This window comes from Actinomadura sp. NPDC047616, from assembly GCF_040642915.1.
GTDB classification, from domain to species: domain Bacteria; phylum Actinomycetota; class Actinomycetes; order Streptosporangiales; family Streptosporangiaceae; genus Spirillospora; species Spirillospora miaoliensis.
Window position 1 is genome coordinate 122,006 of the sequence record NZ_JBEYTB010000003.1, and the last position, 14,636, is coordinate 136,641.

The 14,636-nt window shown below is 72.6% G+C and carries 15 protein-coding genes; 7 read left to right on the plus strand and 8 right to left on the minus strand.

Going from position 1 to position 14,636, the window contains the following annotated elements:
• Positions 1-31 precede the first annotated feature (31 nt).
• Together ABZ801_RS08185 and ABZ801_RS08190 are read left to right on the plus strand one after the other, a co-directional pair.
• Positions 32-868, plus strand: coding sequence for a DUF3097 domain-containing protein (locus tag ABZ801_RS08185; protein ID WP_360694430.1), 837 nt, complete (start codon positions 32-34; stop codon positions 866-868).
• Between the two features lie 113 nt (positions 869-981).
• A complete protein-coding gene (locus ABZ801_RS08190; protein WP_360694433.1) occupies positions 982-1,557 on the plus strand; it encodes a DUF4870 domain-containing protein in 576 nt (191 codons plus the stop codon).
• A 46-nt stretch (positions 1,558-1,603) separates the two neighbouring features.
• Here the strand turns inward: ABZ801_RS08190 and hemW are convergent, their stop codons facing one another.
• Positions 1,604-2,812 (minus strand): radical SAM family heme chaperone HemW, encoded by a 1,209-nt coding sequence (hemW, locus tag ABZ801_RS08195; protein ID WP_360694436.1) that lies wholly within the window; start codon positions 2,810-2,812, stop codon positions 1,604-1,606.
• 47 nt (positions 2,813-2,859) lie between these two features.
• The gene (locus tag ABZ801_RS08200) at positions 2,860-3,300 is read right to left on the minus strand and encodes a hypothetical protein (RefSeq protein ID WP_360694440.1); all 441 of its coding nucleotides are present in this window, start codon (positions 3,298-3,300) and stop codon (positions 2,860-2,862) included.
• 195 nt (positions 3,301-3,495) lie between these two features.
• Here ABZ801_RS08200 and ABZ801_RS08205 point away from each other — a divergent pair, with 195 nt between their 5' ends.
• Positions 3,496-4,365 carry a hypothetical protein gene (locus ABZ801_RS08205; protein WP_360694443.1) on the plus strand — a complete coding sequence of 290 codons (870 nt, stop codon included), beginning with the start codon at positions 3,496-3,498 and terminating at the stop codon, positions 4,363-4,365.
• 100 nt (positions 4,366-4,465) lie between these two features.
• On the opposite strand, the gene ABZ801_RS08210 is transcribed toward ABZ801_RS08205, so the two are convergent.
• Complete coding sequence (locus ABZ801_RS08210; RefSeq protein WP_360694446.1) at positions 4,466-4,855, minus strand: RidA family protein; 390 nt, start codon at positions 4,853-4,855, stop codon at positions 4,466-4,468.
• Between the two features lie 67 nt (positions 4,856-4,922).
• Here ABZ801_RS08210 and ABZ801_RS08215 point away from each other — a divergent pair, with 67 nt between their 5' ends.
• Together ABZ801_RS08215 and ABZ801_RS08220 are read left to right on the plus strand one after the other, a co-directional pair.
• Positions 4,923-5,525 (plus strand): ABATE domain-containing protein, encoded by a 603-nt coding sequence (locus ABZ801_RS08215; protein ID WP_360694448.1) that lies wholly within the window; start codon positions 4,923-4,925, stop codon positions 5,523-5,525.
• A 128-nt stretch (positions 5,526-5,653) separates the two neighbouring features.
• On the plus strand, positions 5,654-6,076 hold the full coding sequence (locus ABZ801_RS08220) for a DUF4870 domain-containing protein (RefSeq protein WP_360694451.1): 423 nt from the start codon (positions 5,654-5,656) through the stop codon (positions 6,074-6,076).
• 48 nt (positions 6,077-6,124) lie between these two features.
• Here ABZ801_RS08220 and ABZ801_RS08225 read toward each other — a convergent pair whose 3' ends face one another.
• Positions 6,125-6,880: a Uma2 family endonuclease gene (locus ABZ801_RS08225; RefSeq protein WP_360695669.1), complete on the minus strand. Its 756-nt coding sequence runs from the start codon at positions 6,878-6,880 to the stop codon at positions 6,125-6,127.
• 532 nt (positions 6,881-7,412) lie between these two features.
• Positions 7,413-9,251: a translation elongation factor 4 gene (gene lepA, locus ABZ801_RS08230; protein ID WP_360694454.1), complete on the minus strand. Its 1,839-nt coding sequence runs from the start codon at positions 9,249-9,251 to the stop codon at positions 7,413-7,415.
• 260 nt (positions 9,252-9,511) lie between these two features.
• Here lepA and rpsT point away from each other — a divergent pair, with 260 nt between their 5' ends.
• The gene (gene rpsT / locus ABZ801_RS08235) at positions 9,512-9,784 is read left to right on the plus strand and encodes a 30S ribosomal protein S20 (protein WP_360694457.1); all 273 of its coding nucleotides are present in this window, start codon (positions 9,512-9,514) and stop codon (positions 9,782-9,784) included.
• A gap of 66 nt (positions 9,785-9,850) precedes the next feature.
• On the plus strand, positions 9,851-10,399 hold the full coding sequence (locus tag ABZ801_RS08240; protein ID WP_360694460.1) for an RNA 2'-phosphotransferase: 549 nt from the start codon (positions 9,851-9,853) through the stop codon (positions 10,397-10,399).
• 24 nt (positions 10,400-10,423) lie between these two features.
• Here ABZ801_RS08240 and holA read toward each other — a convergent pair whose 3' ends face one another.
• From holA to ABZ801_RS08255, 3 genes are all read right to left on the minus strand, one after another.
• Positions 10,424-11,383, minus strand: a complete 960-nt coding sequence (holA, locus tag ABZ801_RS08245; protein ID WP_344949980.1) for a DNA polymerase III subunit delta — start codon at positions 11,381-11,383, stop codon at positions 10,424-10,426.
• A gap of 228 nt (positions 11,384-11,611) precedes the next feature.
• A complete protein-coding gene (locus ABZ801_RS08250) occupies positions 11,612-13,990 on the minus strand; it encodes a ComEC/Rec2 family competence protein (RefSeq protein ID WP_360694463.1) in 2,379 nt (792 codons plus the stop codon).
• Positions 13,987-14,628, minus strand: a complete 642-nt coding sequence (locus ABZ801_RS08255) for a ComEA family DNA-binding protein (RefSeq protein ID WP_360694465.1) — start codon at positions 14,626-14,628, stop codon at positions 13,987-13,989. The genes ABZ801_RS08250 and ABZ801_RS08255 overlap by 4 nt, the downstream gene beginning before the upstream one ends.
• Positions 14,629-14,636 lie beyond the last annotated feature (8 nt).

Below are 14,636 nucleotides of genomic sequence, written 5' to 3' on the forward strand. Positions count from 1 at the left end.
GCGAACGGTGCCGGGGCGAGCAGTGCGGTTAATGTGCGGATCCGTGTGGAGTAAGGACTACGGAAACGACGTCCTGGCAGGCGACTGGCGGCGGCCCCGCAAGGGGCAGATCCCCGAGATCCCGGCCGAACGCGACCTGGTGGTGGAGGACCCGGACAGCGGCTTCTGCGGCGCCGTGGTCGGCTGCGACAAGTTCGGCGTGACGCTGGAGGACCGGTTCGGCAAGCGCCGGGTGTTCCCGTTGACCAAGGCGGGGTTCCTGCTGGACGGCAAGCCCGTCACGCTCGTCAGGCCCGCCCAGGCCTCGCAGGGCCCGCGGGCCCCGGCGCGCTCCGCCTCCGGGTCCATCGCGGTGAGCGGCCTGCGCGCGCGTGTGGCCAAGGAGAGCCGCATCTACGTGGAGGGCGTGCACGACGCCGAGCTGGTGGAGAAGATCTGGGGCCACGACCTGCGGGTGGAGGGTGTGGTCGTGGAGTACCTGGAGGGCGTGGACGACCTGCCCGCCATCGTGGGGGAGTTCGCGCCCGGCCCGGAACGCCGCCTGGGCGTGCTCGTCGACCACCTGGTGGAGGGTTCCAAGGAGAGCCGGATCGCCACGCGGGTGCGCTCCCCCCACGTCCTGGTGACCGGCCACCCGTTCGTCGACATCTGGCAGGCCGTCAAGCCCCGCGCCGTGGGAATCAGGGCCTGGCCGGACGTCCCGCGCGGCGTACCTTGGAAGGAAGGCGTGCTCGCTGCTCTGGGTTGGGGGGACGACGTGGGCGAGGGATGGCGGCGCATCCTCGGTTCCGTGAACTCCTATACGGACCTGGAACCTGAGCTGCTCGGGCGCGTCGAAGAAATCATCGACTTCGTAACGGCCCCCTAGCGCCTCAAGGCCGTTCCGCGGCCTTGCCAGGCGTCCTTGCCCCCGATCCCTCGTCCCCACTTCCTTGTCCCAGCCCCGCAGCCCTCACCGCAGGCGACCACGAGGAGCAGGCCATGACGCACGGGCACCCCGGCCAGCCGGGATACGACCCGCCCAACCACGGGCAGCAGCCGGGCTACGGCCAGTCCCAGCCCGGATACGACCCCGGCTACGGGCAGCAGCCCGGCTACGGCCAGGCCCCGGGGTACGGGCAGCCTGGATACGGGCAGCCGGGATACGACGCGTACGGGCAGGCGCCCGGGTACGGCTCCTACGGCGGCCAGATGCAGCCGTACGGCGCCCCCGGATACGGCCCCGGGCAGACGACCTCGGACGAGCGGACGTGGGCGCTGCTGGGCCATCTGGGCCAGCTCGTCCTCGGTTTCATCGCACCGCTGCTGGTCTACCTGATCAAGAAGGACGAGTCGCCCTTCCTGCGGCACCACGGCGCCCAGGGCCTGAACTTCGCGATCACCCAGACCGTCTACGTGATCATCAACATCGTGCTGATGTTCCTGATCATCGGGTTCTTCACGTTCCTCGCGCAGTTCATCGCGCAGATCGTGCTGCTGATCATGGCGGCCGTCGCCGGGAACCGCGGCGAGTGGTACCGCTTCCCCTCGTTCATGGCCTGGCCCATGATCCGCTGACGCGCACGCCGCGCCGGGCCGGGCCGACGTCAGGCCGGTCGACGTGTCAGGTCAGGTCGCGGACGACGGCGTCGGCGAGCAGGCGGCCGCGCAGGGTCAGCACCGCGCGGCCGCGCCGGTAGGGCTCCGGCTCGATCAGCCCATCGTCGATCATGCGGCGGACGGCCCCGTCGTCCAGGAGCTCGGCGGGACAGCCGTCGGCCAGCCGCAGTTCGAGCATGACGCGCTCGATGCGGCGGTCGGTGTCGTCCAGGACTTCGCGTGCGTGCGCGGGGGTGACGCCCTCGGCCAGCCGCGCCGCGTAGGCGGCGGGGTGCTTGACGTTCCACCAGCGGGTGCCGCCCACGTGACTGTGCGCGCCGGGGCCCACGCCCCACCAGTCGGCGCCCGTCCAGTAGAGCATGTTGTGGCGGCAGCGGGCGTCGGGGGTCGCCGCCCAGTTGGAGATCTCGTACCAGCGCAGGCCGTTCGCGCTCAGCGTCTCCTCCGCGATGAGGTAGCGGTCGGCCATGGCGTCGTCGTCCGGCTGCTCCAGTCGCCCGCGCCGCACCTGCGCGGCCAGGCGGGTGCCCTCCTCGACGATGAGCGCGTAGGCCGAGACGTGGTCGGGCTCCGCGGCCAGCGCCGCTTCCAGGGACGCCCGCCAGTCGTCGTGGCTCTCCCCCGGCGTGCCGTAGATGAGGTCCAGGTTGACGTGTTCGAAGCCCGCCCTGCGGGCCCAGTCCACCACTTGGGGCACGCGCCCGGGCGTATGGGCGCGGTCCAGCACGGCCAGCACGTGCTCGCGCGCGCTCTGCATGCCGTAGGAGACGCGGGTGAATCCGGCCTCGCGGAGCTTGCCCAGGTACGCCTCGTCCACCGACTCGGGATTGGCCTCGGTGGTGACCTCGGCGTCCGGGGCCAGCCCGAACTCGGCGTCGATGGCACCGAGAACGCGGCCCAGGTCGTCCGGGGCCAGCAGCGTCGGCGTGCCCCCGCCCACGAAGACGGTCGCCACGGGCAGTTCCGCGTCGCCGAGCACGCGGCGCGCCATCCGGATTTCGGCGATCGCCGTGTCCGCGTAGGAGTCGCGGCTCGCCCCCGGGCCGAGTTCACCGGCGGTGTAGGTGTTGAAGTCGCAGTAGCCGCACCGCGTCACGCAGAACGGCACGTGCACGTAGAAGGCGAACGGCCGCGTCCCCAGCCCTTCCAGGGCGCGCGCGGGAAGCGCGCCGTCGGCGGGTACGGGGTCACCATCGGGCAAGGTAGCGGGCACCCCTCCAGTCTGCCGCTCCTCGCCTCATGCCGAGACCATCCCTGGGGTCACCGCCCGGCGAGCCTGGCACGCAGCCAGTCGGGCATGTGCTCCTCCGAACGGGGGAAGTGTTCCAGGTCCACCGCGTAGGTGTCGGCGGTCAGCGGCGGGTTGAAGTCGGGTTCGCCGTCGTAGTCGAACTCGGCGCTGAACCGCCCGGACCGTTCCACCCGCAGGCGCGCGGTGAACCACGCCCCCTTGTCCTCGCGGTACATCAGCTGCCGCAGGTCGTCCATCTTGTCGCTGGCCTGCCCGGGCACCGTGGTGGGCCGGATATTGCCGTCCGCGTCGACGACCTGCAGGGCCGAACTGTCGATGCTGACGGTGGCGCGGAACACGAACTCCAAGTGCTCCCACCCGTCGGGGGCCGCCGACCGCAACGCCCGCACCGCCCCGTTCACCGTTTCCCGCTCCTCCGGAGACAACCTCACCTGCTCGGAGTGGGTCACGGCACAACCTCCCTTGTCGTCCCACGCCGCCCAGCGGCCGATCCCCTCGACCCTACCGACCCGCCACTGCCCGCCCTGGAATCACCACCGTGTCGCCCATCGGCCGCATGGGCACGGGCGCCGTCCGGGACACCTTGGGGGGATTCTGCGCATGTGGGGGTCGGGGTGGTGATCAGCGTGGATAGAGTCGGCCACGTGCGGAACCAGGGGGCGACGGGGTACGGCCGGGTGCCGGTTCGGGTGCTGCTGCACGGGGAGCCCGCTGGATGGCGCTCGGTGGTCGTCGACAAGGACGGGGCGGAGCAGCACGCCGACCTGGGCGGCCCGGGTGTCCTGTGGAGCGAGAACGGCCGCGACGACCCCGAACCCGCGTGGTGGGCGCGCCGGCTGGCCGAGACGGCGGCGGCGCTGCGCCGCCACGTCGACGAGACGCTGACCGACCGCACGTTCGCCGAGCTGGGCGTCGAGGCCGAGGTCACCTGGTTCGCGGTGGACGAGCCGGTCGCCTGGGAGGGCCTGGTCACGCTGCGCGAACCCGATCCCGCGCGGTTCCCGGGACGGGTGCCGCCATTTGTGGTGACGCTGGAGCCGGGACGCGGCGCCCTGCTGCCGGGGGCCAGCCTGCTGTTCACCACCCTCGCGCAGGACGCCTGGACCACGCTGACCGCCGTGGCCGAACGCTGCCGCACCCCTTCGCCGGTCGTCTCGTTCGTGTGCGGCTGGGACGGCACGCGCACCGTGCGGGTGGGCCGAGGAAGCCTCTCGCTGTCGACCAGGCGCGGCCACGACGGCGTGGAGCGGATCGGCGAGATCCACGGCGAGCGCCGCCCTGGTTGGGGCGGCAACCCCGAGCTGCGCGTCCGTCTCGACGGCATCGACCTGCTGGACGAACCCGCACGCGACGTCGTCACGCTGTTCCGCGACCTCGGCCACGAGGTGGTGGCCAGAAGCGGCCTGCACGTCCTGCCGGCGCTGGGCCTGACGCTCTACCCGCCCGAAGGGACGGCCGAACGGTTCACCGCCGCCGCCCTTCGCGACCCGCTCGCCGGCGCCGACCACCACTGAGCCGACCGGTCGCGGCCAGGGTGGCCGGCGGTGACGGCGGTAGGAATCGGCGGCGGGGGCTGCCGATCGCGACGACCGGCCGGTCGGGGTGGCGGGGGTGTCACACGACGGCGACGGCGTCGATCTCGACCAGGCGCCCGGGGGCCAGGCCGGCGACGACGTGGACGGTGATGGCCGGCGGCGGGTCGGCCGGGTCCCACATCTGCTGGAAGGCTGCCACGCCCTCGTCGACGCTGTGGCCGTCCACCACGGCGATGGTCCAGTGCACGATATCGGCCAGGCTCGCCCCCTCGCTCTCCAGGATGGTGCGAAGGTTGCGGAGCGCCTGCGGGGCCTGTTCCGCGACCGTGGGGCCGACGACCCTGCCGTCGGCGTCGACGCCGTTCTGCCCGCCGATGTAGATCGTCTTCGTCGGCTGCTCGACCACGACGGCCTGGCTGAAGGCCCGGCTGCGGTGCAGCCCCTCGGGGTTGATGTGACGTACGCCCATGTGTCGCCCTCCTCTGACGATGACACCGGTAATAGTGGTGTCGCACGACACCAGTTATAGTGGTTTCATGCGTGCGAGCACAACCGGACGGGTCCTGCACGACCCCAAGGGAGGGTCGTTCCGCTTCGACGCCGGCGCGGTCTGCCTGGACTTCGCCCACACCGGCGGCGAGGGCCGCTACGCGGTGTTCGAGACCCTCCACCAGCCCGCCGACCTGGCCCGATGGCTGGCCGAGCCGCCGCTGTCCGTGGTCATGACGGTTCCCGTGACGGCCGGCGAGCTGACCGCGGCCAAGGCCCTGCGCCAGGCCATCTGGGACGCGGCCCATGCCCGGGCGGCGCGCCGGCCGATACCCGCCGGGGCGGTGGCGACCATCAACCGGGCCGCGGCGGAGGCGCCGCTGGCCCCCGAACTCGCGGCCGACGGCACCACGGCGGGGTGGGCGGCGACGGTACGGGCGACGCAGGCGTTGTCGACCCTGGCCCGGGAGATGATCGAGCTGCTGTCCGGGCCGCTGGCCGAACGCGTCCGCGAATGCGCCGGTGACAACTGTCCGCTGCTGTTCGTCGACACGTCCCGTCCCGGCGCACGGCGCTGGTGCTCGATGGAGCGCTGCGGCAACCGCCACAAGCTCCGGGCTCTGCGCGCCCGGCGGGCGGCGGAGCCGTGACGCGGACCCAACTGCCGGTCTGGTCCGGCTGCCGCGAGCCGCCGCGGCGGGCGGTGAACCGAGCGGGGTTTCGGAGCGTCAAAGGAGTCATACCGTTCGCCAACAGCCATTCGGAGAGGACTCCCGCCATGGCCTACGGGCCTCCGCCGTCCCCCGGCTACGGCCACCAGCCCATCCCGCCCGCCGCGACGCCGGGCCACCGCGGCCTTCCCCCGCAGGGCCCCTCCGGCCACGACGACACGACGTGGGCGCTGATGGCCTACGTGGGCCAGTTCGTGGTCAGCGTGATCGCGCCGCTGGTCGTCTACGTCGGCAGGGGCCGCTCGCCGTTCGTCCGGTGGCACGCCGCGCAGGGGCTCAACATGGCCGTCGCGGCCGTCGCCATGTGGCTCGTCGGGGGGCTGCTGTCGCTGCTGGCCGAGGTGATGATCTGGCTGCCGCTGGCGTTCACCGCCGTCACCTTCGTCTTCCTGGTGTACGCGGCGCGCGCCGCCAACCGCGGCGAGTTCCGCCGCGTCCCGCCGTTCATCGCCTGGCCGCTGTTCAAGTAGCCCGCCGCCCGCGGCCGACGCCCTGGTGCGGCCGCGGGCGCCCGTTCGTCACGTCGCGGTGCCGGGGCCGGGCAGGACGGTCATGGTGCCGGGCTCGCCGGGCGGCTGGTCCAAGCGGACGACGCGTCCCGGATAGGCGCGTTCGGCGATCTCGACGTCGCGTTCGTCCCACTCCCCGTAGAAGACCGGGCAGCCGTCCCACAGCTCCACCTTCTCGGCGCCCGTGGGCCAGCGGTGCCCGAAGGCGTCGATGAGGATGGGGTCCTCACAGTGCGGCAGATCCGGGCCGGTGCGGTGCGTCTGGTCGGGCACGGCGGCTGTCCTCCTCGCTGCGGACCGGCACGGCGGCCGGTCGAAGATGGCATCGGGGGCGAGTTCGATCGGGAACGGCCGGGTCAGCGTGCGGGAGCGGCCCCAGGTCACGCGGGCCGCCTCGACGTAGCGGCCGTCACACCCGAGTTCGAACACCTCGACCTCGGGCTCGTCGCCCTTGAGGTCGACCACCCAGTACGACGGCACCCCGAACCGCTCGTACATCTCCTTCTTCCGGCCGAGGTCGGCCTCGCGCGAGGCGTCCGAGGTGACCTCGACGGCCAGCAGCGGCCCGCCGTCGATGTACCACAGATCGTCCCTGGCCTGCTCCTTGCGGAAGACCATCAGGTCGGACCGCAGCCAGGTGTCGTCCGCCAGCCGGGCGCCGAACCCCGTGAGCGACTCCTGGTCCTCGGTCTCCGCGAGCCCGATCGGCACCACCAGGTCGGAGACCAGAACCTGATGCAACAACGTATGGGTCACGACAATCAGTGTTCCCGCGTGAACACTCCGTCACCACCGCTTTGCCATTTCCACAGCAACGCCCTACCTCTGGTCGACCTTGCCCGAGAGACCGGCGGCATTCGCGACCCCACCCCACCGCAGGCACACCCCAATCCACGCACATGCGCCTGCCGCCGTCCTTCCAGACACGCCCCCACGACCACAGCGCCTCAGGGCCCGACAGACCACCACAGGCACACGTCACCCACAGGGCACCTCCCACAACCTCAACGGCACGACCGCTACCACGGCCACACGGCACGCCCCCAACACAGAAACATCAGCTCCACGCACATGCCGCCTACCGCGGCTTCACAGGAACCGCACCGGCTGCGGCCACAGCGGCTTCATGGGTGCGACGCCACTGCGGAGACGGCGGTCTTAGGGGCACGACACCGCCGCGGGCATGCCGGCTTGCGGGCATGCCGACACAAGGGCTTGCGTGCCTCTGGGGCTGGGGCGTTCTCGGACACGGGGCATCACGGCCCGTCGCGTCCGGGGGCGCCTCAGGCGGGGGGCGTTACTTCTTGCCCTTGTCCTGCGACGACTCGCCCGTGGACAGGGCGGCGACGAAGGCCTCCTGCGGGACGTCGACACGGCCGATCGTCTTCATCCGCTTCTTGCCTTCCTTCTGCCTCTCCAGCAGCTTGCGCTTACGGGAGATGTCGCCGCCGTAGCACTTGGCGAGCACGTCCTTGCGGATGGCGCGGATGTTCTCGCGGGCGATGATGCGCGCGCCGATCGCGGCCTGGATGGGCACCTCGAACTGCTGCCGCGGAATGAGCTCCTTGAGCTTGCCGGTCATCATCAGCCCGTACTCGCGGGCCTTGTCGCGGTGCACGATCTGGCTGAAGGCGTCCACCGACTCGCCCTGCAGCAGGATGTCCACCTTGACCAGGTCGGCCTCCTGCTCGCCGCTGGGCTCGTAGTCCAGCGAGGCGTAGCCGCGGGTGCGCGACTTCAGCTGGTCGAAGAAGTCGAAGATGATCTCGGCGAGGGGCAGCGTGTAGCGGATCTCGACCCGGTTCTCCGACAGGTAGTCCATGCCCTGCAGGAGGCCGCGCCGGCCCTGGCACAGCTCCATGATCGCGCCGATGTGGTCGCTCGGGGACAGGATCGTCGCCCGCACCACCGGCTCGTACACCGCGCCGATCTTGCCCTCGGGGAACTCGCTGGGGTTGGTGACCACGTGCTCGGAGCCGTCCTCCATCAGCACCCGGTAGACCACGTTGGGCGCGGTGGCGATCAGCGACAGGTCGAACTCGCGTTCCAGCCGCTCCCGGACGATCTCCATGTGCAGCAGGCCGAGGAAGCCGCAGCGGAAGCCGAAGCCCAGCGCGGCCGAGGTCTCCGGCTCGTAGATCAGCGCGGCGTCGTTGAGCCGCAGCTTGTCCAGGGCGTCGCGCAGCTCGGGGTACTGGTCGCCGTCCACCGGGTACAGGCCGGAGAACACCATGGGCTTGGGGTCCTGGTAGCCGCCCAGCGGCTCGGGCGCCGGCTTGGACGCCCCGGTGACGGTGTCGCCGACCCGCGCCTGCCGGACGTCCTTCACGCCGGTGATCAGGTAGCCGACCTCGCCGACGCCCAGCCCCTCCACCGGCTTGGGCTCGGGCGAGATCACCCCGACCTCGAGGGTCTCGTGCGCCGCGCCCGTGGACATCATCAGGCTCTTCTCGCGCCGCGACAGGTGCCCGTCGACGATCCGCACGTACGTCACCACGCCGCGGTAGGTGTCGTACACCGAGTCGAAGATCAGCGCCCGGGCCGGGCCGTCGGCGTCGCCGACCGGCGCCGGGACCGTCTCGACGATCCGGTTGAGCAGCTCGGGCACGCCGGCGCCGGTCTTGCCGCTGACCCGCAGCACCTCGGACGGGTCGCAGCCGATGATCCCGGCCAGCTCCTCGGCGTACTTGTCGGGCTGCGCCGCGGGCAGGTCGATCTTGTTGAGCACCGGGATCAGGTGCAGGTCGGCCTCCAGCGCCAGGTACAGGTTGGCCAGCGTCTGCGCCTCGATGCCCTGCGCCGCGTCCACCAGCAGCACCGCGCCCTCGCACGCCGCCAGCGACCGGGACACCTCGTAGGAGAAGTCGACGTGCCCCGGCGTGTCGATGAGGTTGAGCACGTAGTCGCGGCCGTCCGCCCCGGTCCACGGCAGCCGGACCGCCTGGCTCTTGATCGTGATGCCCCGCTCGCGCTCGATGTCCATGCGGTCCAGGTACTGGGCGCGCATCTGGCGCTCCTCGACCACGCCGGTCAGCTGCAGCATGCGGTCGGCGAGCGTCGACTTGCCGTGGTCGATGTGCGCGATGATGCAGAAGTTCCGGATGATCGCGGGATCGGTCTTGTTCGGCTCAGGCACCGGCGTCCGTTCGCAAACTCACTGGTGGACATGGATGCGGCAGATCATGCCGTATTCCATGGTCCCATGCCGCGCGGCGTGCTCGGTGCACGGGGCGCCGCTCGGTTTTGGCGGGACGGCGGTGATTGATAGGCTGTGCGACTGCGTGTGGCGTAGCGTCGTGCCCTGGGGCACCGTCGCCCCCGTCCAAACCCTTTCGTCGGAGCCTGTCCGTTCACGTGGGCAGGCGAAGGATCGCAACCAAGCTGAGGCACTACGACGTGGCTAACATCAAGTCCCAGATCAAGCGGAACAAGCAGAACGAGAAGCGCCGTCTGCGCAACAAGGCCGTCAAGTCCGAGCTGAAGACGGCGATCCGCAAGTTCCGCGAGGCCGCCGAGGCGGGCGACGTCGAGCAGGCGGTCGCGCTGCAGCGGCACGCCGCCCGCAAGCTGGACAAGGCCGTCAGCAAGGGCGTCATCCACAAGAACCAGGCCGCCAACCGCAAGTCGGCGATCGCCAAGCAGGCCGCCGCCCTGCAGGGCGCCGAGTAACTCCCGCGCTCGTCCGGTGACGCCGCGGTCCGATGGGGCCGCGGCGTCCGGCGTACTGTGACCCTCGTGGACGAACGCCGCACCGTGAGGATCTCCAAGTACCTGGCCCGGCATCTGCGGCACCGCCCCCAGGACATCGGAATCACCCTGGACCCGCACGGCTGGGTGGACGTCGACGAACTGCTGTCGGCCGCCGCCCGCCACGGCTTCCCCTTCTCGCGCGACGAGCTCGACCGCGTGGTGGCCGCCAACGACAAGCGGCGCTACGCCCTGGACGCAACCGGGCGCCGTATCCGCGCCAACCAGGGCCACTCGGTCGACGTCGATCTCGACCTGCCCGTCACGCCCCCGCCGCCGTACCTGTACCACGGCACCACGTCCCGTTTCGTGGCCGCCATCCGCCGCGACGGCCTGCGCCGCATGAACCGCCACGCCGTCCACCTGTCCCCCGACCGCGAGACCGCCGAGCGCGTCGGCTCCCGCCGGGGTCGCCCCGTGGTCCTCACCGTGGACTCCGGCCGCATGGCCGCCGACGGCCACGAGTTCCGCGTGACCCCCAACGACGTCTGGCTGGTCGAGAGCGTCCCGCCCCGGTACCTGCACTTCCGCGACTGACCCGGCCACCGGGCGGGCGGCGGGTCAGCGCATCGCGCGTGCGGCGACGATCGCCCCCACCGCCTTCTCCAGCGCGTAGGCGGGATCGGCGGCGCCGCCCTTGACCTGCGCGTCCGCCTCGGCGACCACGCTCAGCGCCCGCGCGACACCGTTGCCGGACCAGCCGCGCAGCTGCCGCTGCACGCGTTCGATCTTCCACGGGGGCATGCCGAGTTCCTTGGCCAGCGCCGCTCCCCGCGCCCCCCGGGGCGCTCCGCCGACCTTGGCCAGCCCCCGCACGCCCTGCGCCAGCGCGCTGACGATCAGCACCGGCGCGACGCCGGTGGCCAGCGCCCACCGCAGCTGCTCCAGCGCGTCGGCGAGCTGCCCCTCGATCGCCTTGTCGGCGACGGTGAAACCGCTGACCTCGGCGCGGCCCCGGTAGTAGCGCGCGACGGCCGCGTCGTCCACCCTGCCGCCGGTGTCGGCGACGAGCTGACTGCACGCCGCGGCCAGTTCCCGCAGGTCGTTGCCGACGGCGTCGATGAGCGACCGCGCCGCGTCCTGCGACACCTTGCCGCCCGACCGGCGGATCTCCTCACGGACGAAGGCGACCCGGTCCCCCATCTTGGTGAGCTTCGGCCGGGCGATCTTGCGGGCCTTGAGCTTGGTGAGCCCGTCCACCAGCGCCTTGCCCTTGGCCCCGCCATGGTGGACGACCACCAGGACGACGTCCTCGGCGGGCCGCTTGGCGTAGGCGAGGACTTCGGCGGTCAGGTCCTTGCCCAGGTCCTGTGCGGCGCGCAGCACCAGCACCTTGCCGCCGCCGAACAGCGACGGCGAGGTCAGCTCCGCCAGCCGTCCCGGCTCCAGGCCGCCCGGCACCAGGTCGATCACCTCGAGCTCCGGATCGGCGGCGCGCGCCTCCGCCACGATCTCACCGACCGCCCGCTCCACGAGCAGCTCTTCGTCTCCGACGATCAGATTCAGGGCTTCACCCGACACCCCAGCAGCATGCCACGCCCCACCCCGTCCCCAAGCCACCCCACACAACCCCACCGCGAAACACCGCCCCCCAAACCCACAAGCACCAGCCCCCACGACAGACCCCCGCGGGGCGGTGGCATGCCGGGGACGTGCAGGCGTCCAGCCTGCCGGGGCGCACAGGAACGACCGTCTTCTGCGACGCGGTGGGGCGCGGCAGGCGGACTTGCCCGGAGTGCTGCAGGGGTGTCAGTGGCGGGTGACGACGGCCAGGCCCGCGGCGGTGCGGACGACGGCGATGTCTCCTTCCTGGTCAGTGCGGTGGATGCGCATGCCGAGACGGCGCAGCATGTCCATGGTGGCGGTGGACGGGTGGCCGTAGTCGTTGTCCCGTCCGACCGAGATGATGGAGATCGCCGCATGTGTCGCGGCCAAGAACGCCGGCTCCTGCTTACGGGACCCATGATGTGGCACCTTCAGCACCTGCACCGGCGGCACGACGCCCTGCAGGACGCGCTGCGCCTCGGGTTCGACGTCTCCGGCGAGGAGGGCGCTGAATCCCGGCCGCTGGGCCAGGAGCACAACGCTCGCGTTGTTGATGGCCGTCCCATCGTCATCGGGGGTCAGCCGAGGCCCGGTTCCTGCGGGCCCCAAGATCGACAAGGTCAGGTCGTCGATCTGCCAACGCTGCCCGGCCACCGCCGAACGCGCCACCGTCCCACATCGCGACTGTCCGGAGGAAGGCCGGGCGCCATCGGTCTTGGCGCACTGGGACCCTTCACCCACCGCCGGGCCACCGACCGGTGTGCGGGCGGGCGGGCCGGCTGGAACGAGGGCTGGAAGGGCCTCCTTGGCGGTGCCGAGGGGTGTGGTCAGCACCATGTGCAGGCCGCGTCCGTCGCGGACACCGGCGATGCCGTCGACGTGATCGGCGTGTGGGTGGGTGAGGACGAGCAGGGGAACCTCGCGTATGCCGAGACGGTCGAGGCAGGCGTCCACCGGACGGGGTTCCGGGCCGGTGTCGACCACGACGGCCCGTCCGGGCGCGGTCGACAGCACGACGGCGTCGCCCTGGCCGACGTCGCAGGCGACCATCATCCAGCCCGGCGGCGGCCAGCCCGGAGACAGGATCCGCAGGCCGGCGACCGCGACGAGCGTGCCCGCCATGGCCGCCACGACGACGAGCCGGACACGGCGGTACCGCAGGGTCAGCACGGCGCAGCCGCCGGCGGCGAGCAGCGCCAGCGCGCCGAGTCCGCCGCCGCGCCACGGGATGGTGGCGTACGGAAGGTCGGCCGCCGTCCGGGCCACCCACACGATCCAGCCGACCGCCAGCCCGGCGGGCCACACCACGACCTGGGCCGCCTCGGGCCAGACCAGCGCGATCAGAGTGGCGGCGGCGCCGAGGAGCGTGGCGGGCGGTACGGCGGGGGCGGCGAGCAGGTTCGCCAGGACGGCCACCACGCCCACCTCTCCGGACAGCATCACCAGGACGGGGGCGACGGCGATCTGCGCGGCCGCCGCGACGGCCAAGGCGTCTGCCAGCGGCCCCGGCACCCGGCGCCGCAGCCGTTCCCGCCACGGCGGCGCGAGGACGAGCAGGCCGGCGGTGGCCAGCACGGACAGCGCGAACCCGTACGAGCGGGCGAGCGTCGGGTCGATCAGCACCAGCAGCAGGACCGCTGCACAGAGCGCGGGCAGCCCTTGCCGTCGCCGTCCGGTGAACATCGCCAACAGGCCGATCAACCCCATGACGGTCGCCCGCAGCACGCTGGGCTCCGGACGGGCGACCACCACGAACACCGGTACGGCCAGTGCGGCGATGAACGGCGCTCGCCGCCGTCCCAGCCCGGCCAGACGGCACAGGCCCAGGACCGCGCCGATGACGATCGCCAGGTTCGCCCCGGACACCACGAGCAGGTGGGTGAGCCCGGCGGTCCGGAAGTCCTCGGCGAGCCGGGGGTCGAGCCGGGAGGTGTCGCCCACGACCATGCCGGGCAGGACGCCGCGTTGGTCGGGCGGCAGCCGGGCCACGGCCAGGCGCAACCTCGCGCGCACGTGCTCGGCGGCCCGCTGGACGGTCGAGGCGGGACTCAGCACGGTCGGCGGGCCGCGCACCACGACCACGGCGGCGAGCAGCTCGACCCGCCTCGGCGGAGCGAACCGGCCGGTGAAGCGCACCCGCTGGCTGGGCAGCAGGCCGATCCAGCGTCGATCGGCGGCGACCGCCAGGATCGGGACGCGCACCCTGGTCTTGCGCCCGCGGGCGTCAACGGTCTCGGCCCGCATCCGTATCAGGGCGAACCGCCGCCCGGCCACCGGCTGTGGATCCGCGGTCACCACCGCCTCGACCGCCGCGCGGCCGCCCGCCTCGGCGAGGGCGCGCACCGGGCCGGACTCGACGGCCGTGGCACGGAGCCCCACCCCGGCGGCCGACGCCGCGGCGCACGTCAACGCCAGCGTGCACCAGCGGCGCGCATCGCCCCGGCGGCGGCCGACGAGCACGACCGCGGCCACGGCGGCACCGGCGATGCCGTACGCGACGGCCCGTCCCGTGCCGATCGCGACCGCCGCGGCGAGCCAGGCGGCCACGGCCGGGGCGACCAGCCGCAGGTCATGGTCCTTCACACGCGCACCAGCCTCTTGAGGTCGGCGAACCGCCGCTCGCCGATGCCCGAGACCTCCTGGAGCTGCTCCACGGAGCGGAACGCGCCGTGCTGGGTGCGGTAGTCCACGATGCGCTGGGCGAGGACGGGCCCGACCCCGGGCAGCTGGTCGAGCTGGTCGACGCTGGCCGTGTTGAGGTCGAGCTGCGCGCCGCCGGCGGCGGACGGCCCGGCCGCCCCGCCGGGCGTCGCGGCCGGTGTGGGGGCGGCGGACGGCGCCCGCACACCGACCGCGATCTGCTCGCCGTCCACCACCTTGCGGGCGAGATTGAGCGCTCCCGTACCGGCTCCCGGCCGCACTCCCCCGGCCGCCTTGATGGCGTCCGCCACCCGCGACCCGCCGGGCAGGGTGACCACACCGGGCCGCCTGACCTTGCCGTACACGTGCACCATGACCGGCGCGCCCTGTCCGCCGGCGGCTGTGGGGGCGGGCGCGGCGGGCGCCGACGAGCCCGCGACCAGTGCCGGCCGTCCGCCGGCCTCCGCGACGGGACGCGGCCGCGCCATCCAGAGGTAACCGGCGGCCACCAGCGCCGCGACCAGGGCCACGAGGACGAGCGCCCGTACACCTCCGGCCCCGGGATCCAGCCGGCCCAGCACGTCGGCGA